At 69.5% G+C, this 17,792-nt stretch carries 19 protein-coding genes and 5 tRNA genes; 6 read left to right on the forward strand and 18 right to left on the reverse strand.

What is annotated here, in order from left to right; all coding sequences use genetic code 11:
* Positions 1-120: 120 nt before the first annotated feature.
* On the forward strand, positions 121-306 hold the full coding sequence (rpmB, locus tag OHO27_RS11735) for a 50S ribosomal protein L28 (protein ID WP_003993230.1): 186 nt from the start codon (positions 121-123) through the stop codon (positions 304-306).
* A gap of 101 nt (positions 307-407) precedes the next feature.
* On the opposite strand, the gene thiD is transcribed toward rpmB, so the two are convergent.
* Together thiD and OHO27_RS11745 are read right to left on the reverse strand one after the other, a co-directional pair.
* The gene (gene thiD, locus OHO27_RS11740) at positions 408-1,199 is read right to left on the reverse strand and encodes a bifunctional hydroxymethylpyrimidine kinase/phosphomethylpyrimidine kinase (RefSeq protein WP_328422980.1); all 792 of its coding nucleotides are present in this window, start codon (positions 1,197-1,199) and stop codon (positions 408-410) included.
* On the reverse strand, positions 1,196-2,164 hold the full coding sequence (locus OHO27_RS11745; RefSeq protein ID WP_328422982.1) for a thiamine-phosphate kinase: 969 nt from the start codon (positions 2,162-2,164) through the stop codon (positions 1,196-1,198). Before OHO27_RS11745 ends, thiD begins: the two co-directional genes overlap by 4 nt.
* Before the next feature lie 206 nt (positions 2,165-2,370).
* On the opposite strand from OHO27_RS11745, the gene OHO27_RS11750 reads away from it, so the two are divergent.
* Both OHO27_RS11750 and OHO27_RS11755 read left to right on the forward strand, forming a co-directional pair.
* Entirely contained in the window at positions 2,371-2,604 is a 234-nt protein-coding gene (locus tag OHO27_RS11750; protein ID WP_328422984.1) for an Lrp/AsnC family transcriptional regulator, read from the forward strand.
* 20 nt (positions 2,605-2,624) lie between these two features.
* Entirely contained in the window at positions 2,625-3,134 is a 510-nt protein-coding gene (locus tag OHO27_RS11755) for a DUF3515 domain-containing protein (RefSeq protein WP_328422986.1), read from the forward strand.
* 42 nt (positions 3,135-3,176) lie between these two features.
* On the opposite strand, the gene OHO27_RS11760 is transcribed toward OHO27_RS11755, so the two are convergent.
* From OHO27_RS11760 to OHO27_RS11770, 3 genes are all read right to left on the reverse strand, one after another.
* Positions 3,177-4,334, reverse strand: a complete 1,158-nt coding sequence (locus tag OHO27_RS11760) for a D-alanine--D-alanine ligase family protein (RefSeq protein WP_328422988.1) — start codon at positions 4,332-4,334, stop codon at positions 3,177-3,179.
* Between the two features lie 80 nt (positions 4,335-4,414).
* A complete protein-coding gene (locus OHO27_RS11765) occupies positions 4,415-5,425 on the reverse strand; it encodes an NAD(P)H-dependent glycerol-3-phosphate dehydrogenase (RefSeq protein WP_328422990.1) in 1,011 nt (336 codons plus the stop codon).
* A complete protein-coding gene (locus tag OHO27_RS11770; protein ID WP_328422992.1) occupies positions 5,422-6,213 on the reverse strand; it encodes a lysophospholipid acyltransferase family protein in 792 nt (263 codons plus the stop codon). The genes OHO27_RS11765 and OHO27_RS11770 overlap by 4 nt, the downstream gene beginning before the upstream one ends.
* 171 nt (positions 6,214-6,384) lie before the next feature.
* On the opposite strand from OHO27_RS11770, the gene cofC reads away from it, so the two are divergent.
* Positions 6,385-7,041 carry a 2-phospho-L-lactate guanylyltransferase gene (gene cofC, locus OHO27_RS11775; RefSeq protein ID WP_328422994.1) on the forward strand — a complete coding sequence of 219 codons (657 nt, stop codon included), beginning with the start codon at positions 6,385-6,387 and terminating at the stop codon, positions 7,039-7,041.
* Positions 7,042-7,051: 10 nt separating this feature from the next.
* The gene (locus OHO27_RS11780) at positions 7,052-7,255 is read left to right on the forward strand and encodes a hypothetical protein (protein WP_328422996.1); all 204 of its coding nucleotides are present in this window, start codon (positions 7,052-7,054) and stop codon (positions 7,253-7,255) included.
* A 79-nt stretch (positions 7,256-7,334) separates the two neighbouring features.
* Here the strand turns inward: OHO27_RS11780 and OHO27_RS11785 are convergent, their stop codons facing one another.
* The 4 genes from OHO27_RS11785 to leuC form a co-directional block, all read right to left on the reverse strand.
* On the reverse strand, positions 7,335-7,979 hold the full coding sequence (locus OHO27_RS11785; protein ID WP_328422998.1) for an HU family DNA-binding protein: 645 nt from the start codon (positions 7,977-7,979) through the stop codon (positions 7,335-7,337).
* A gap of 137 nt (positions 7,980-8,116) precedes the next feature.
* A complete protein-coding gene (locus OHO27_RS11790; RefSeq protein ID WP_328423000.1) occupies positions 8,117-8,347 on the reverse strand; it encodes a hypothetical protein in 231 nt (76 codons plus the stop codon).
* Positions 8,348-8,637: 290 nt separating this feature from the next.
* Entirely contained in the window at positions 8,638-9,231 is a 594-nt protein-coding gene (gene leuD / locus OHO27_RS11795; RefSeq protein WP_328423002.1) for a 3-isopropylmalate dehydratase small subunit, read from the reverse strand.
* Between the two features lie 6 nt (positions 9,232-9,237).
* On the reverse strand, positions 9,238-10,668 hold the full coding sequence (gene leuC / locus OHO27_RS11800) for a 3-isopropylmalate dehydratase large subunit (protein ID WP_328423003.1): 1,431 nt from the start codon (positions 10,666-10,668) through the stop codon (positions 9,238-9,240).
* 202 nt (positions 10,669-10,870) lie between these two features.
* On the opposite strand from leuC, the gene ndgR reads away from it, so the two are divergent.
* The gene (ndgR, locus tag OHO27_RS11805) at positions 10,871-11,587 is read left to right on the forward strand and encodes an IclR family transcriptional regulator NdgR (protein WP_328423005.1); all 717 of its coding nucleotides are present in this window, start codon (positions 10,871-10,873) and stop codon (positions 11,585-11,587) included.
* 148 nt (positions 11,588-11,735) lie between these two features.
* Here ndgR and OHO27_RS11810 read toward each other — a convergent pair.
* The 9 genes from OHO27_RS11810 to OHO27_RS11850 all read right to left on the reverse strand — a co-directional run bounded on the left by OHO27_RS11810 (position 11,736) and on the right by OHO27_RS11850 (position 17,740).
* Positions 11,736-11,808 (reverse strand) — tRNA-Glu (locus tag OHO27_RS11810).
* 28 nt (positions 11,809-11,836) lie between these two features.
* Positions 11,837-11,908, reverse strand: a tRNA-Gln gene (locus OHO27_RS11815).
* A gap of 20 nt (positions 11,909-11,928) precedes the next feature.
* Positions 11,929-12,001 (reverse strand) — tRNA-Glu (locus tag OHO27_RS11820).
* A gap of 62 nt (positions 12,002-12,063) precedes the next feature.
* Positions 12,064-12,136 (reverse strand) — tRNA-Glu (locus OHO27_RS11825).
* Between the two features lie 39 nt (positions 12,137-12,175).
* A tRNA-Gln gene (locus OHO27_RS11830) sits at positions 12,176-12,247 on the reverse strand.
* 91 nt (positions 12,248-12,338) lie between these two features.
* Complete coding sequence (locus OHO27_RS11835; RefSeq protein WP_328423007.1) at positions 12,339-13,070, reverse strand: HAD family hydrolase; 732 nt, start codon at positions 13,068-13,070, stop codon at positions 12,339-12,341.
* A 36-nt stretch (positions 13,071-13,106) separates the two neighbouring features.
* Positions 13,107-13,856 (reverse strand): FlgD immunoglobulin-like domain containing protein, encoded by a 750-nt coding sequence (locus OHO27_RS11840; protein ID WP_328423009.1) that lies wholly within the window; start codon positions 13,854-13,856, stop codon positions 13,107-13,109.
* 1,630 nt (positions 13,857-15,486) lie between these two features.
* Positions 15,487-16,971, reverse strand: a complete 1,485-nt coding sequence (gene gltX, locus OHO27_RS11845; protein ID WP_328423011.1) for a glutamate--tRNA ligase — start codon at positions 16,969-16,971, stop codon at positions 15,487-15,489.
* A complete protein-coding gene (locus OHO27_RS11850; protein ID WP_328423013.1) occupies positions 16,955-17,740 on the reverse strand; it encodes a fumarylacetoacetate hydrolase family protein in 786 nt (261 codons plus the stop codon). Before OHO27_RS11850 ends, gltX begins: the two co-directional genes overlap by 17 nt.
* Positions 17,741-17,792: the final 52 nt, after the last annotated feature.

The raw sequence follows: 17,792 nt of genomic DNA on the forward strand, positions 1-17,792 counted from the left end.
GGTTGCCCGATGAAAATCGGGCCGTTCCCCTGGCAGCGCCACTCAGATCTCTGATCCTAGATCTCGATCCCGGCATGCCGGGATTATCCGTAAGAGCATCTGAAGTCTTTGGAGTGACCCGTGGCTGCCAACTGCGACGTCTGCGGCAAGGGGCCGGGCTTCGGCAACAACATCTCGCACTCGCACCGCCGTACGTCCCGTCGCTGGAACCCGAACATCCAGCGCGTCCGTACCGTGGTCGGCGGGACGCCGAAGCGCGTGAACGCCTGCACCTCGTGCATCAAGGCCGGCAAGGTCTCGCGCTGACGCCAACAGCTGAGCGCGCGGCCACTGCTGGTTCGCTGCAGAAAGCCGGTCCACCTCTGGTGGACCGGCTTTTCGCTGTGCCCGAGTGACTGCCAGGGCGGCTACGCCCCCTCGCGGAACCGCCACCCGTGATCCACCGGCCCGATCCCCTCGCCGAGCGCGAACCCGGCCTTGATCGCCCCGGTGACGTACTCCTTGGCCGCCGCCACCGCCTCCGGCACGAGCAGCCCCTTCCCGAGCCCTGAGGCGATCGCGGAGGCGAGCGTGCACCCCGTGCCATGGGTGTGCCGGTTGTCGTACCGGGGTGCCCGCAGCCAGTGCTCCTCGGAGCCGTCGGTCAGCAGATCCACGGCGTCCCCGGAGAGATGACCGCCCTTGATCAGCACCCAGCGCGGCCCGTACGCCAGCACGGCCGCCGCGGCCCGCCTGAGGTCGTCCTCCGCCTCGACGTGCACGCCGGTGAGTTGGGCAACCTCGTCGAGGTTCGGGGTCGCCACCGTCGCCACCGGCAGCAGCTTCGTGCGTACGGAATCCAGCGCGGACGCCGCCAGCAGCGAGTCGCCGTGCTTGGACACGCCCACCGGGTCGATCACGGCCGGCACGTCGGTGCCGCCGATCAATTCGGCCACCGTCTCGACGAGTTCGGCCGACGCGAGCATGCCCGTCTTGACCGCCTGTACGCCGATGTCGTCGACGACGCTGCGGTACTGGGCCCGTACCGCCTCCACGGGCAGTTCCCAAGCGCCCTGCACACCAAGGGAGTTCTGGGCGGTGACAGCGGTGATCACGCTCATGCCGTGCACACCGAGCGCGAGCATCGTCTTCAGGTCGGCCTGGATGCCCGCGCCGCCGCCGGAGTCGGAGCCCGCCACCGTAAGGACGTTGGGGATCATGACTCGATGTCCCCTCCGAAGTGGTCCCAGCCGCCCTTGCGGGTCCACGGTGCCCCGTCCACCGTCACCTGGGGCAGCGCCGAGGGGTTGAGGACCTCGCCGATGACCTTCCAGCGGGCCGGCAGCTTCACGTCCGGCGGGAAGGTCGCCACGATCGCGTGGTCCTCTCCCCCGGTCAGCACCCACTGCATGGGGTCCACGCCGACGGCCTGCCCGATGTCGTTCATCTGGGAGGGGATGTCGATCGCGCCGGAGCGGATGTCGATACGGACCTTGCTGGCCTCGGCGATGTGCCCGAGGTCGGCGATCAGCCCGTCGCTCACGTCGCACATCGCGGTGGCACCGAGCCCGGCGGCGGCCGGACCCGCGTGATACGGCGGCTCGGGGCGCCGGTGTGCCTCGACGAAGGCGCGCGGCGAGCGGAAACCGCGGGCGAGCACGGCGTATCCGGCCGCGGACCAGCCCAGCCAGCCCGTCACGGCGACGAGGTCGCCGGGCTGTGCGCCTGCCCGCGTCACGGGCTCCTGGTTGCGCAGATCGCCGAGCGCGGTGATCGACACCATGATCGTGTCGCCCCGTACGACGTCCCCGCCGACCACGGAGGCACCCGCGACCTGGCACTCGTCGCGCAGGCCGTCCATCAGCTCGGTCGGCCAGGTCACCGGGAGTTCGGCGGGGACCACCAGGCCGAGCAGCAGCGCCGTCGGCACCGCGCCCATGGCGGCGATGTCCGCGAGGTTCTGCGCGGCGGCCTTGCGGCCCACGTCGTACGCCGTGGACCAGTCGCGGCGGAAGTGCCGCCCCTCCAGCAGGATGTCGGTGCTGGCGACCACCCTGCGGTCGGGCGCGGCCACCACCGCGGCGTCGTCGCCGGGGCCGACCCGGACCGCCGGGGTGGTGGTGAGACGGGAGGTGAGCTCCCTGATGAGCCCGAACTCGCCGAGTTCACCAACAGTGCCCTTCATTGCCCTTACGCCCCTTCTGTCCCTGTCCGCACCCGGTCGCGCGTCACTACTGTCCTCGCTACGGTCGACGTGTACGTCAACTTCTGTCGTGCCTGCACCCCGGCGCGCAAGCCCCGGCCACCGCAGGTCTCCCCGCGGCGAGCGGCGACGCGATACCGTGGCGTTCCTTTTCCCCACATGATCCTCGTGGCCGCCCTGGAGGTTCCGTGGTACAGGCGTACATCCTGATCCAGACGGAGGTCGGCAAAGCGTCGACCGTCGCCGAGACGATCAGCAAGATCCCTGGAGTCATCCAGGCCGAGGACGTCACAGGACCGTACGACGTCATCGTGCGCGCCCAAGCCGACACCGTCGACGCGCTGGGCCGCCTGGTGGTCGCCAAGGTCCAGCAAGTGGACGGCATCACCCGCACCCTGACCTGCCCGGTCGTACATCTGTAGCCCCCGTCTACCCTTGGCCGGTGAACTCTTTCCGTCACCGGCCCATTTCTGTCCTCGGGCTGCCCGCGCTCGTCCTGCTGATCACCGCAGCGGGCTGCTCATCAGCAGACGGCAGCGCGTCGGCGGCGGTTCCCAGCCCCGGCGCGAAGGCCGCGCAACTGTGCCGGAACCTCGACAAGGTGCTGCCGGCCAAGGTGGACGGTGAGAGCCGTGAGGACCCCTCGCCCGCGTCCGCGCTGACCGCGGGATGGGGGGACTCGGCGATCATACTGCGGTGCGGTGTACCGCAACCGCCGAAGATGGTCGATCCGAAGGTGGCCGAGGGCCGGGATCCGGACGCGGTGGCCGGTGGCGTGGAAGACGTCAAGTGGCTGATGGAGAAGCAGGACGGCGGCGGGTACCGGTTCACGACCGCCAGTCGCCTCGCGTATGTCGAGGTCAGCGTGGTGAAGGGCCGGGACAGCTCGGGTGTGCTGATCGACCTGGCCCCGGCTGTCAAGAAGGCGATCCCCGAGGGGATCGCCAACTGAAGCGTACGGGCCTGGAGGGAAAGGACCGGAACCGTCCGGCTCCTACCGAAGCCCCGTCGGCCTGCGCAGTGCCGCCTCGATCAGGCGGTCCACCAGGTCCGGGTAGCTGATCCCGCTCGCCTGCCACATCTGCGGGTACATCGAGATCGGCGTGAAACCGGGCATCGTGTTGATCTCGTTGATCACGAACTCCCCGTCCTCGGTGAGGAAGAAGTCCGCCCGCACCAGCCCCTCGCACGAAGCCGCCTCGAAGGCGTCCACCGCCAGGCGCTGGACCTCCGCCGTCTCCTGCGGCGTCAGGGGCGCCGGCACGATGCCGGGCGTCGAGTCGATGTACTTGGCCTCGAAGTCGTAGTACGCGTGCGCGTCCGGCGGCGGGATCTCCGCGGGGACGGAGGCGCGCGGGCCGTCCTCGAACTCCAGCACCCCGCACTCGATCTCACGGCCGCGCAGTGCCGCCTCGACGAGGATCTTCGGGTCGTGCCGCTGGGCCTCGGCGATCGCCTCGTCCAGGCCGGACAGGTCCTCGACCTTGGTGATGCCGATCGACGAACCCGCGCGCGCGGGCTTCACGAAGAGCGGCCAGCCGTGGTCGCCGGCGAGGTCGATGATCTTCTTGCGGGCGGCGGACTCGTCCCGCTCCCACTCGCGGGGCCGGATCACCACATACGGGCCCACCTTGAGCCCGAACGAGGTGAACACCCGCTTCATGTACTCCTTGTCCTGGCCGACGGCCGAGGCGAGCACTCCCGCACCCACGTACGGCACGCCGGACAGCTCCAGGAGGCCCTGGAGGGTCCCGTCCTCGCCGTAGGGCCCGTGGAGCACCGGGAAGACGACGTCGATCTCGCCGAGCGCCTTGGGCACCGATCCGGGCTCGGTGTAGACGACTTCGCGGCTCGCCGGGTCGACGGGGAGCACCACGCCGCCCTCGCTCGACTCGGCCAGCTCCTCGACGTTGGGCGTACGGCGCTCGGTGATCGCCATGCGTTCCGGTTCGTCGGCGGTGAGCACCCACCGGCCGCTCTGTGTGATGCCGATCGGCAGGACGTCGTACTTCGTCCGGTCGATCGCACGCAGTACGGCGCCGGCGGTGACCATGGAGATCCCGTGCTCGGAGCTGCGGCCGCCGAACACGACGGCCACGCGCGGCTTGCGCGGCTGCTGGTCAGGGCTCTGGGAGAGGTTCTCGGTGCTCATATCGCGTTGAGCGTACCCGCCCGTAGGGTCCGAGTCAGCGTTCGGCCCGCGTGTAACCCGGAGGGCGTGCCGGTGTTCGCTCAGCGTCGCTCAGGCTTCGCGCTGCGCGACATCAGCTCCTTCAGGGCGACCACGGGCGGCTTGCCCTCGTGCACGATGCCGACGACCGTCTCCGTGATGGGCATGTCGACGCCGTGCCGGCGGGCCAGATCCAGCACGGACTCACAGGACTTGACGCCCTCGGCGGTCTGCTTGGTGACCGCGATGGTCTCCTGCAGGGTCATGCCCTTGCCGAGGTTGGTGCCGAAGGTGTGGTTGCGCGACAGCGGCGAGGAGCACGTCGCCACCAGGTCGCCTAGGCCGGCGAGTCCGGCGAACGTCAGCGGGTCGGCGCCCAGCCGGACCCCGAGCCGCGCGGTCTCGGCGAGGCCGCGCGTGATGAGCGAGCCCTTGGCATTGTCGCCGAGCCCCATGCCGTCCGCGATGCCGACGGCGAGCCCGATGACGTTCTTCACGGCACCGCCCAGCTCGCAGCCCACCACGTCGGTCTCGGTGTAGGGCCTGAAGTACGGCGTGTGACAGGCGGCCTGGAGGCGCTGGGCGACAGCCTCGTCCGTACAGGCGACCACCGCGGCGGCCGGCATCCGCGCGGCGATCTCACGGGCGAGGTTCGGCCCCGTGACCACGGCGATCCGGTCCGAACCGACCTTCGCGACATCATCGATGACCTCGCTCATCCGCATCGCGGAGCCGAGTTCGACACCCTTCATCAGCGAGACGAGGACCGTGCCGGGCGCGAGCAGCGGGGTCCACTCGGCGAGGTTGCCGCGCAGCGTCTGCGAGGGGATCGCGAGGACGGTGAAGTCGGCGCCGTGCGCGGCCTCGGCGGCGTCGGGCGTCGCCCGCAGGTTCTCCGGGAGTTCGACGCCGGGGAGGTAGTCGGGGTTCGTGCGGGTCGAGTTGACCGCTTCCGCGAGTTCGGGACGGCGGGCCCACAGGGTCACCTCACAGCCCGCGTCGGCGAGGACCATGCCGAAGGCGGTGCCCCACGATCCGGTGCCCATGACGGCCGCCTTGACGGGCTTGCTCACGTGCCCTGCCCCTCTTCCTGCCCGGCCTTGGGCTGCACCGGCGTCTGCCGGTTCTGCGCGGCGGTCCGGCGCCGCTGCTCGATGCGCTCCTGACGCGGATCGTACGGCGTCTCGGGCGCCTTCTCGCCGCGGATCTCCTCCAGCTGGCGGGTGACGGCGGCCATGATGACCTCGGTCGCCTCCTTCAGCAACTCCGGGGTCATCTCCTTGTCGTAGAAGCGCGCGAGGTCGACCGGCGGACCCGCGAGCACCCGGTGGGTCTTGCGCGGAAGGACGTCGACCTTCTTGGCGTACGGCGGCAGCAACTCGTTGGCGCCCCACTGCGCTACGGGGATCACCGGGCACTTGGTCTGCAGGGCGACGCGGGCGGCACCGGTCTTGCCCGTCATGGGCCACTGGTCCGGGTCCCGGGTGATGGTGCCCTCGGGGTAGAACGCCACGCACTCACCGCGCTCCACGGCGTCGATCGCGGCCCGGAACGCGCTCAGTGCGTCCGTGGTCTCCCGGTAGACGGGGATCTGGCCGGTGCCGCGCATCGCGGCGCCGACGAATCCCTTCTTGAAAAGCCCGCTCTTCGCGAGGAATCGCGGAACCCGCCCGGTGTTGTACTGAAAGTGCCCGTACGTGAAGGGATCGATGTGCGAATTGTGGTTCACCGCGGTGATAAATCCACCCTCGGCCGGAATGTGCTCCATTCCACGCCAGTCCCGCTTGATCAGAACCACCAGCGGCGGTTTGCAGAGCACCGCGGCGAAGCGATACCAGAAGCCGATTCTGCGGCGGGGCACGCGGAGCACCTTCCTCTAGGAATCAAGGACATCGGACCTCGGGAGCCGCACAAGTGTCGCCCCAGGCCGCCAGTCTGTCGAGAACACCGTACGCCTCGCCGTCGCGGCAGCCGGATGGGCCTGGTGACGGCTGAGTGACAATGGCGGCGACTAGAGAGGGACGGAACGCGCGTGCAGTGGACCTTGGTCATACCCCTGAAACCCTTGGCGCGGGCGAAGAGCAGGCTCTCGGACACCGCCTCGGACGGGCTGCGCCCGGGCCTGGCCCTCGCATTCGCCCAGGACACCGTGGTGGCGGCGCTGGCCTGCCCGGCGGTGAAGGATGTGGCAGTCGTCACGGGAGACACGCTGGCAGGCCGCGAGCTGGGCGCACTTGGCGCGCACATCGTCCCCGACGAGCCGGGCGGTGGCCTGAACGCGGCACTGGCTCACGCGGCGGCAGTCGTACGGTCGTCCCGTCCCGAAAGTCCCGTGGCGGCCCTGAACGCCGATCTCCCCGCCCTGCGCCCGCTGGAATTGGCCCGCGTCCTGGACGCGGCGGCGGAATTCCCCCGCGCTTTTCTCCCGGACGCCGCGGCAATCGGCACCACTCTGCTGGCCGCTGCCCCCGGACATGAATTGCGGCCGGCATTCGGCGAGGATTCCCGGGCCCGCCATCGTGAGTCCGGGGCAGTGGAACTGTGCCTCGACGAGGTGGACTCGGTACGCCAGGACGTGGACACCGGCGAGGATCTGCGGGCCGCGCTGGCCCTGGGCGTGGGCTCGCGAACGGCGGCGGCAGCGGCACGTCTGCTCATCGCCCCGCACCCGAATCACAACCCGTCGTAGGGTTGCAGCCATGCAGGCCACCGCTTACACCTACGACGAAGCCACCCGCTCCGGCAGCGTCCTCCTGGACGACGGCACCCCCGTCGCCTTCGACGCCCCGGCGTTCGACGCGGGCGGCCTGAGGCTGCTGCGTCCCGGGCAGCGGGTCCGCATCGAGACGCAAGGCGACGGCGAGGCCCTGCGGATCACGCTGGTGACACTGCAGACGCTCTAGAACACGCCGCGGGCCGGACTCCACTCGGAGTCCGGCCCGGCGCGTGAGTGCCCTGCGGTTCTATCTGTGACCCGCAGTTCTACCTCTTGCGGGCGGTGGCCTTCTTGGCCGTGGTCTTGCGGGCCGTCGACTTCTTGGCGGGCGCCTTCTTGGCGGTCGCCTTCTTCGCCGGAGCCTTCTTGGCCGTCGCCTTCTTGGCCGTGGTCTTCTTCGCCGCGGTCGTCTTCTTGGCGGCAGCCGTGGTCTTCTTCGCCGGCGCCTTCTTCGCGGTCGTCTTCTTCGCGGCAGCCGTGGTCTTCTTGGCCGTCGTCTTCTTCGCGGTCGTCTTCTTCGCCGCCGCCTTGGTGGTCTTCTTCGCGGCGGCCTTCTTGACCGTCGCCGAGGCACCACCGGTCAGGCTGCCCTTGGGCGCCTTCTTGACGGCGACCTCGCCGCCCCGGGGGAGCTTCTTCGAGCCGCTCACCAGGTCCTTGAAGCCCTGACCCGCACGGAAGCGCGGAACGGAGGTCTTCTTGACCCGAACCCGCTCGCCCGTCTGAGGGTTACGGGCGTAGCGAGCGGGCCGGTCGACCTTCTCGAACGAACCGAAGCCGGTGACGGAGACCCGCTCACCCGAGACGACCGCGCGGACGACGGCGTCCAGTACGTGGTCGACAGCCTCGGCGGCCTGCTGGCGGCCGCCCATCTTGTCGGCAATCGCTTCTACGAGCTGCGCCTTGTTCACGTCTTCCCCTTCGGAGACATCGCCAGAACGAAAGTGTTCAAGCTTTTTCGCACGTTAGGCAGATATATACCGCAAATCAAACACGAAACGGGCTAATCACCCTTGTGCCGCAACAGACTCGACAGTCTCGAAGGTGTTCAGCGTTCCTCTTCGGGGAATCGCCCCGCGTCGAGGTCCGCCATGAACCGCTCCAGACGCCTTGTCGCTTCGGCGACGTCGTGCTTGGCCGCGGCCGTAATGACCAGCAGCTTCCGGGTCAGCGCCATCCGTACGCCCTCCGGGACTTGCAGTGCGCGCACCCTTCCATGCGCTTCCTTGAGTTGGCCCGCGACTGCCGCATAGAGCTCGAGTTGGCCGTCGTGTTCCATGCACAGATTGTGCCATCTGGGGCGAGTTGTCGCCTGCCAGGGGTGCAACTCCGGCCTCAAATGGCCTTCCGGGCACTTGCGGAAGCCGCGATGACAACACTCGCGTACCCCTCCAACCTCCGTCGTAACGTGGGAAGTTGAGCGCGGCCGGTGATCGGCGCAGGGCCGTTCGGGTGCAGACATGGCAGTACCCCCGATCGGGCTGATCGGGGGTACTGCGGGGGTGTTGTGGTGGCCGAAAGTGGCCTTGTTTCGAAGTCTCGCTCGCGCCTCGGGGTCAGGCCTTCGGATCAGGACTGGAGGGTGCGCGGCTTGAACGACGGCCGCTTCGCCTCGTAGGCGGCGATGTCGGCCTCGCTCTGCAGGGTGATCGAGATGTCGTCGAGGCCGTTCAGCAGCCGCCAGCGGGAGTTCTCGTCCAGCTCGAAGGATGCGGTGATGCCCTCGGCGCGCACCTCACGGGCCTGAAGGTCGACCGTGACCTCGGTCTGCGGGTCCTTCTCGGTGAGCTCCCACAGCGCATCCACGATCTTCTGCTCCAGAACCACCGTGAGCAGGCCGTTCTTGAGCGAGTTGCCGCGGAAGATGTCCGCGAAGCGCGAGGAGATCACGGCCTTGAAACCGTAGTTCTGCAGCGCCCACACGGCGTGCTCACGGGAGGAACCGGTGCCGAAGTCGGGACCGGCGACCAGCACGGTGGCGCCTTCGCGCTCCGGGCGGTTGAGCACGAACTCCGGGTCCTTGCGCCAGGCCTCGAAAAGCCCGTCCTCGAACCCGTCCCGGGTCACCTTCTTGAGCCAGTGAGCAGGGATGATCTGGTCGGTGTCGACGTTGGAGCGGCGCAGCGGGACGGCCCGGCCGGTGTGCGTGGTGAATGCTTCCATGGCTGATCAGACTCCAGCGGGCGTACGGGTCTCGGCGTCGGACAGGTCGGCCGGGGAGGCGAGGTGGCCCAGGACCGCGGTGGCCGCCGCGACCTGCGGCGACACCAGGTGCGTACGACCGCCCTTGCCCTGCCGGCCCTCGAAGTTGCGGTTGGAGGTGGACGCGGAGCGCTCACCCGGGGCCAGCTGGTCGGGGTTCATGCCCAGACACATCGAGCAGCCCGCGTGCCGCCACTCGGCGCCGGCCTCCTTGAAGACGACGTCCAGACCCTCGGAAACGGCCTGCAGACCCACCCGCGCGGAGCCGGGGACGACCAGCATCCGTACGCCGTCGGCGACTTTGCGGCCCTTCACGAGCTCCGCGGCGGCGCGCAGGTCCTCGATGCGGCCGTTGGTGCACGAGCCTACGAAGACGGTGTCCACCTTGATGGAACGCAGCGGCTGACCGGCCTCCAACCCCATGTATTCCAGGGCCTTTTCGGCGGCGAAGCGCTCCGAAGCGTCTTCGTACGAAGCAGGATCGGGGACGGACGCCGAAAGCGGCGCACCCTGGCCGGGGTTGGTGCCCCAGGTGACGAACGGCGACAGTTCGGCGGCCTCGATCACGACCTCGGCATCGAACTCGGCGTCCTCGTCCGTCTTCAGCGTCTTCCAGTACGCGACGGCCGCGTCCCAGTCCTCGCCCTTGGGGGCGTGCGGACGGCCCTCGAGGTAGTCGAAGGTGGTCTCGTCGGGGGCGATCATGCCCGCGCGGGCGCCGGCCTCGATCGACATGTTGCAGATGGTCATCCGGGCCTCCATCGAGAGCTGCTCGATGGCGGAGCCGCGGTATTCCAGGACGTAGCCCTGGCCGCCGCCGGTGCCGATCCTGGCGATGATCGCCAGGATCAGGTCCTTGGCGGTGACGCCCTCGGGCAGTTCGCCGTTGACCGTGATGGCCATGGTCTTCGGACGGGCCATGGGCAGCGTCTGGGTCGCCAGCACATGCTCGACCTGGGAGGTGCCGATGCCGAACGCCAGACCGCCGAAGGCGCCGTGCGTGGAGGTGTGCGAGTCACCGCAGACGACGGTCATGCCGGGCTGGGTCAGGCCCAGCTGGGGGCCGACGACGTGCACGACGCCCTGCTCGACGTCGCCCAGCGGGTGCAGGCGCACACCGAAGTCGGCGGCGTTCTTGCGCAGCGTCTCCAGCTGGACGCGGGAGACCGGGTCCGCGATGGGCTTGTCGATGTCGAGGGTCGGGGTGTTGTGGTCCTCGGTGGCGATGGTCAGGTCGAGCCGGCGCACCTGGCGACCGCCCTTGCGGAGGCCGTCGAAGGCCTGCGGGCTGGTCACCTCGTGCAGCAGGTGCAGATCGATGAAGAGGAGGTCGGGCTCGCCCTCGGCGCGCCGGACGACATGGTCGTCCCAGACCTTCTCCGCGAGTGTCCTACCCATCGCTTTCCCTCCGGCCGGCTTACGGTCCGCCGGCCCAACTAGAGATCTTGAGAAGGCGACCTGCGCCCGCGCCCCTGCTTCCGGGCGTCCGCCGCCAGGCCCGCTCTGGTTTACGGGCCGCTCTGCCTTCGTTCTTCCAGAGTGGCGTGTTCCACGGAAAATTGAACTTGCGTTTCACAGAGTGAGACGCGAGTATCGTTTCATGGACAACAGTAGCGGCGTCGGCGTTCTGGACAAGGCAGCCCTTGTCCTGAGCGCCCTGGAGTCCGGTCCGGCCACCCTCGCAGGGCTCGTCTCGGCCACCGGACTGGCACGACCCACGGCCCATCGACTGGCCGTGGCTCTGGAACACCACCGCATGGTGGCGCGTGACATGCAGGGCCGTTTCATTCTCGGCCCGCGCCTTTCGGAACTGGCCGCGGCGGCCGGTGAGGACCGCCTTCTCGCCACGGCGGGCCCGGTTCTCACCCACCTCCGTGACGTGACCGGCGAGAGCGCGCAGCTCTATCGCCGCCAGGGCGACATGCGCATCTGCGTCGCCGCGGCGGAGCGTCTGTCCGGCCTGCGGGACACGGTCCCGGTCGGCTCGACGCTCACGATGAAGGCGGGCTCCTCGGCCCAGATCCTCATGGCCTGGGAGGAGCCGGAGCGCCTGCACCGGGGCCTGCAGGGTGCCCGCTTCACGGCGACCGCCCTCTCCGGCGTACGGCGCCGGGGCTGGGCCCAGTCGATCGGCGAGCGCGAGCCCGGCGTCGCGTCCGTCTCCGCGCCGGTGCGCGGCCCGTCGAACCGCGTGGTGGCCGCCGTATCGGTCTCCGGCCCCATCGAGCGCCTCACCCGCCACCCCGGCCGGATGCACGCCCAGGCGGTCATCGACGCGGCAGGCCGTCTCTCCGAGGCTCTGCGCCGCTCGGGCTGATCGAAGGACAGTCAGGGCCGGCCTCAACGCCGCGGCGGGCCCTGACAGTTCACGGGGGCGACAAGCCCCACAAACCCGCACCCGCCCGAACAACAGAAACGGCCCCCCGCCTCACGCGCATCCGCTGAGGCGAAGAGCCATCGTTCTGTACCCCCGACCGGATTCGAACCGGCGCTACCGCCTTGAGAGGGCGGCGTGCTAGGCCGCTACACAACGGGGGCCTGGACACTGCGTTTCCGCAGGTCCGAGCTGGTCTACCTGGACTCGAACCAAGACTAACTGAACCAGAATCAGCCGTGCTGCCAATTACACCATAGACCAATGTGGTTTAGACCAGTCAGTACCCCCGACCGGATTCGAACCGGCGCTACCGCCTTGAGAGGGCGGCGTGCTAGGCCGCTACACAACGGGGGCCCTAGCGATCCTGCATCGAGATCGGTGGGAGCTACCCGAGCCGTCCTCGCGGGAAGGATCTGTACCCCCGACCGGATTCGAACCGGCGCTACCGCCTTGAGAGGGCGGCGTGCTAGGCCGCTACACAACGGGGGCTTTGCGGATGAGATCCGCGACGCAGATGAGCTCTGCGAGCTGGCCTACCTGGACTCGAACCAAGACTAACTGAACCAGAATCAGTCGTGCTGCCAATTACACCATAGGCCACTGGAACGCAAGCCCCTGAGGGGATCTCGTTCTAGTTTGCACCCCCGGATTCCGGCCTTTCGGCCCGCTCTCCGGCGGCGCAGGAAGAACATTACCCGAAGGTGGACGGGGCTCCAAAACGGGTATCCGCGCCGAGGAGCGCGGGGAGTTCGGCGAGGGAGGCGATCCGCTGCGGGCCGCCGGGGGCGTCATCGCCGGTGTACACGCCGTCACGGCTGATCCACACCGACACCAGTCCGGCGTCGGCCGCACCCCGCCCGTCGATCTCCGGGTGGTCACCGACGTACGCCACTTGGTGCGGGGCGAGCTCCAGTGCCGTGCATGCGGCGTGGAAGGCGCCGGCCTCCGGTTTCGAGATCCCGAGCTCGGCGGCGCACAGGATCGCCTCGAACCGGTCGTGCACCCCTAGCACCCGCAGCTTGCGGTCCTGGACGACAAGGCTGGAGTTGGACAGGACGGCGTGCCGGTGGCTGGTCGCGAGGGCGTCCAGGACGGGCAGGACGTCCGGGAACAGGGCCCATGCGGCCTCGTAGTGCGTGATGTACCGCTGGAACCACGCCTCGGCCTCGGCGTCCGTCAGCTCCTCGCCCAGGAAGACCCGTACGCGATCACGCCGCTGGCCCTCGAAGGTCACCTCCCCCGCCGAGAACCGTGCCCACTGCTGATCGGTGACCTGCCGCCAGCGCACGAGGGCCTGCTCGACGGTCTCGTACCCGTCGAGCAGGCCCTCGGCCAGCAGGTGCCCCCGCATTCCGGCGCGGTCGGCCGCGGTGTAGTCGAAGATGGTGTCGTCCACGTCCCAGACCACGGCCCGAATGCTCATGATCCGACGGTAACCCGGACGCCAGGGGGCTGTCCGTCAGTTGACCGTGGTCGTGCCGGTGACGGTGAGGGCGGGGCCCACTTCGTCGCGCGGCTGGGCAGTCAGCTTCCAGGTGTACGTGCCGGTGACGCGGCGGCCGTCGGTCCCGTAGCCGTCCCACGCGGCGCGGACGGCGGCGCCCTCGGTGCTGCCGGTGAGGCTGCGCACCACCGTGCCGCCGCTGTTGGTCAGGGTGAGCGTCCAGTCGGCGGGCTTGTTGAGCTGCCACACGGGCTGCCAGGGCTTGGACTTCGTCGGGCCGCCCGGTACCGCGTCCGTCTGGGCTTCCATCTGCGCGAGCGTCGAGGCGGGGACCCCGCTGCGGACGATCGACACCTCGCCGTAGGTGCCGTTGAGGTAGGCGATGTGGCCGCCGAAGCGGTCGACGGCCCAGCGGCCGTTGCTGCCTCCGGCGTTCTGGTCCACGGTGGGCAGCTTGACCAGGGTGCGGGTGGCCGCCGTACCGGTGTGGAAGGCGGTGAGCAGGAGTTCGTGGGTGGTGCGGTTCTCGCGGAGCAGGAAGCCGTCGGCGAGGCGGGCCGGGCCCTGGTCGGCGGGGACCGTGATCTTGCGGTTCGTCGCCCGGTCGTAGACGCCCGCGGTGGCGCCGCAGGACCAGTACAGCCAGGTGTTGACCGCCTGGATGTCGCTCGGGGTGCAGGGCGCGCCGGTGGCCAGGGTTGCCACCGTCTGGCCGGTCTTGAGGCTCTTGCCGACGACCGAGCCCTGGGTGCTGCCGGGGTCCACATCGTCTGACCCCAGACGGCGGCCGCGGTGCGGGCGCGGCTGAGGTTGGTCCCGCCCTCGGTCGTGCCGCTCGGGAAGTCGACCACCTGCTGGGTGCCGGAGCCGCCGTTGTAGAGGACGTAACGGCCGGTGCCATTGGGGATGCGGCCGGCGGAGTCGCCGCCCGTGGGCTCGTAGCGGCTGGTCTTCGTGGCGTCGAGGCCGACGTTGTGGACGAATTCCTGACCCTCGGCGTTGGTCCACAGGTAGGCGACCCGGCCGTCGCCCAGGGCCTCCAGCTGGGGGCAGGCGGCGTCGCCCGGGAGGCAGGTGGTCTGGGTCAGCCCCGGGCTGCGGGGGGTCTGCCGGCCCGTGGGCCTGCCTGTGGCGTCCAGCTGGAAGCTGCTGAACCGGTTGGAGGCCCCCGGTGTCGAGCCGTACAGGAACAACTCACCGCCCGCGACGGCCAGTCCCTGCACCCCCACTGCGTACGCCGGGATCTGGGCCACCTTCCCGGTGGTGACCGTGCCGTCCTCGGTGGGCGTGATCCGGTGGACGTTCCAGTCGAGGCTGGACGGGCCGGCGGTGGCAAGTGCGCCGCCTTCCAGGGTCGGGCCTATTCCGCCGAACGACGGGCTGAGCACGGTGGTCCTGGTACCGGTCGCGAGGGAGTGGGCGATCAGTGCCGGCTGGGTTCCGACCTCGACGAAGTCCGGGTTGCCGATGAGGAGTTGATCGCCGACCACGGCCTCGGTGTGAGCGCCCCATCGGGGATGCGTGGTGGGCTCGGTGCCGGGCTCGGAGTCGATCCGTATCGACTTCCAGTCGGCGACGAGCCAGCGGTCGTTGTAGACGACCTCGGGGGCGTCGATCACGCCGGTGACGTAGGTGCGGAAGGTGCCGTCCGCGAGGTCGATGAGACCCACGGACGTCGTGCCGTCGACCTTGTAGACGACGGCGAGCCGGCGGACCGAGCCGGCCTGCGGGTAGGCGGTGGGCTGGGCGTCCGCCGGGAGGCCGGAGACCGGCAGATCCGTGGTGGTGCCGTCGGGAGCGGCGCGCAGGACGTGCAGGGCACCGGAGCCGTCCCGGGTCAGTACGCTCCAGCCCACGGCTCCCTGATAGGTCTGGCCGGACGGGATCGTGAGGGTGGCGGTGACGCCCGTGGAGCGGTGCTCCTGCGTGGCGGTCGCTCCGCTCATCGTGGTGACGACGTCGGTGCCGGTGGCCAGGTCGTCCGGACCGGCGTGCGCGGGCGGCGCGACGTCCGGGTAGTCCACCCAGGTCGTGGAGCCGCCGCTGACCATGCCGTACCGGAAGCCGGACGCGCCGGCCCAGACGTACCGGATCTCCTGCCGCTTCTCCGTGCTGAGCCGGACGGTCCCCACCGGCGACTCCACGGCCTGCGCGGGTGTGATCGGCAGCGCGCACGTCAGCGCCACCGCCCCGCTGAGCGCCACCGTGGCAAGTCTTCGTGAACGAATCACGTTCCCCCCTTTAACAGAGTGCACACGCACCTCATGTGCACAGGGAGCATCCAACGTCCGCTCCGGAAGCGGCGGTTGCTCTGAAGGTGAACTCCAGGTGACGTCGTCTGGGCGGACACGCGAAGGGCGGCGTCCGAACCGGACGCCGCCCTGCCGTGAACGCGCTATGCGGCCAGCTTGGCCAGCGCCGAGTCGATGCGGGCCAGCGTCTGCTCCTTGCCCAGGACCTCGAGGGACTCGAAGAGGGGCAGGCCGACCGTGCGGCCGGTGACGGCGACGCGGACCGGGGCCTGGGCCTTGCCGAGCTTGAGGCCGTGGGCCTCGCCGGCGGCCAGGACGGCCTCCTTCAGGGACTCGGGGGACGTCCAGTCGGCCGCGTCCAGCTTCTCGCGGGCGGTCGTCAGGAGCGCGTCGCTGCCCTCCTTCATCGCCTTCGTCCAGCTCGGCTCGTCGAACACCGGCTCCGGGAGGAAGAGGAAGTCGACGTTGTCCGTGATCTCGGAGAGGACCTTCAGGCGCGTCTGGGCGTGCGGGGCGATCGCGTGCCACTTGGCCTCGTCGAACTCCTCCGGCGCCCAGGGGGCGAACGGGGCCTTCAGCCAGGGGGCGCAGCGCTCCGTGAAGTCCTTCACGTCGAGCAGGCGGATGTGGTCGCCGTTGATCGACTCGCACTTCTTGAGGTCGAAGCGGGCCGGGTTGGGCTGCACGTCCGCGATGTCGAAGGCCGCGACCATCTCGTCCATCGTGAAGATGTCCTGGTCGGCGGAGAGCGACCAGCCGAGCAGGGACAGGTAGTTGAGGAGGCCCTCGGGGAGGAAGCCGCGCTCGCGGTAGAGGTTCAGCGACGACTCGGGGTCGCGCTTGGACAGCTTCTTGTTGCCCTCGCCCATCACGTACGGCAGGTGGCCGAACTGCGGGATCTGCTTGGCGATGCCCAGCTCCGTGAGCGCCTTGTACAGCGCGATCTGGCGGGGCGTGGAGGAGAGCAGGTCCTCGCCCCGCAGGACGTGGGTGATCTCCATCATGGCGTCGTCGACCGGGTTCACCAGCGTGTACAGCGGGGCGCCGTTCGCGCGGACGATGCCGTAGTCCGGGACGTTCTCCGGGGTGAAGGTCAGCTCGCCGCGGACCAGGTCCGTGAACGTGATCGTCTCGTCGGGCATGCGGAAGCGGACGATGGGCGCGCGGCCCTGGGCCTTGTACTCCTCGACCTGCGCGTCGGTCAGCGCGCGGCAGTGGCCGTCGTAGCCGGACGGCTTGCCGGCGGCGCGGGCGGCCTCGCGGCGGCTGTCCAGCTCCTCCTGGGAGCAGTAGCAGCGGTAGGCGTGACCGCCGTCCAGGAGCTTCTGGCCGACCTCCTTGTAGAGGTCCATGCGCTGCGACTGGCGGTACGGCGCGTGCGGGCCGCCGACCTCGGGGCCCTCGTCCCAGTCGAAGCCCAGCCAGCGCATCGAGTCGAGCAGCTGGCCGTAGGACTCCTCGGAGTCGCGGGCCGCGTCGGTGTCCTCGATGCGGAAGACGAGCGTGCCCTGGTGGTGCTTGGCGAACGCCCAGTTGAACAGGGCGGTGCGGACCAGGCCCACGTGGGGGTTACCGGTGGGCGAGGGGCAGAAACGTACGCGGACGGGTGCGCTAGCCACGCTTGACAACCTTGTTGGTGAGAGTGCCGATGCCTTCGATGGTGACGGCGACCTCGTCGCCGACGTTGAGGGGGCCGACTCCTGCCGGGGTGCCCGTGAGGATCACGTCGCCGGGGAGCAGCGTCATGGCCTCGGAGATGTTGACGATCAGATCCTCGATGGAGTGGATCATCTCGCTGGTGCGGCCGAGCTGGCGTTGTTCGCCGTTGACGGTGAGCTGGATGGTCAGGTCGGCGGCCGTTTCGAGGGCCAGGTCCGTCTCCACCCAGGGGCCGAGCGGGCAGGAGGTGTCGAAGCCCTTTGCCCGCGCCCACTGCTTCTCGCGCTTCTGGACGTCGCGGGCGGTGATGTCGTTGGCGCATGTGTAGCCGAAGATCACGTCCTTGACGCGCTCGCGCGGGACCTCGCGGCACATGCGGCCGATGACGACGGCCAGTTCGGCCTCGTGGTGGAGGTCCTCGGTGAAGGACGGGTACTGGATCTCGTCGCCGGGGCCGATGACCGCGGTGGACGGCTTGAAGAAGGCGAACGGGGCGTCGGGCACCTGGTGGCCGAGTTCGCGGGCGTGCTCGGTGTAGTTGCGGCCGAAGGCCACGACCTTGTTGGGGAGCACCGGCGGCAGCAGCCTGACCTTGCTCAGCGGCACCTTCGTACCGGAGAGCTCGAAGTCCGCGAACGGGATGCCCTTGATGATGTCGAGGACGAGCTCGTCAGGCTTGTCGCCCTCGACCGCGCCGAAGGCGACGTTCCCGTCGATGGAGAATCTGGCGATGCGCACGGGATCCCTGCGCCCCTCACTTGAGCCGGCTGGAGTCTGACGCTCCAGGCTA

The sequence above is a fragment of the Streptomyces sp. NBC_00443 genome (assembly GCF_036014175.1).
In the GTDB taxonomy this organism is placed as follows: Bacteria; Actinomycetota; Actinomycetes; order Streptomycetales; family Streptomycetaceae; genus Streptomyces.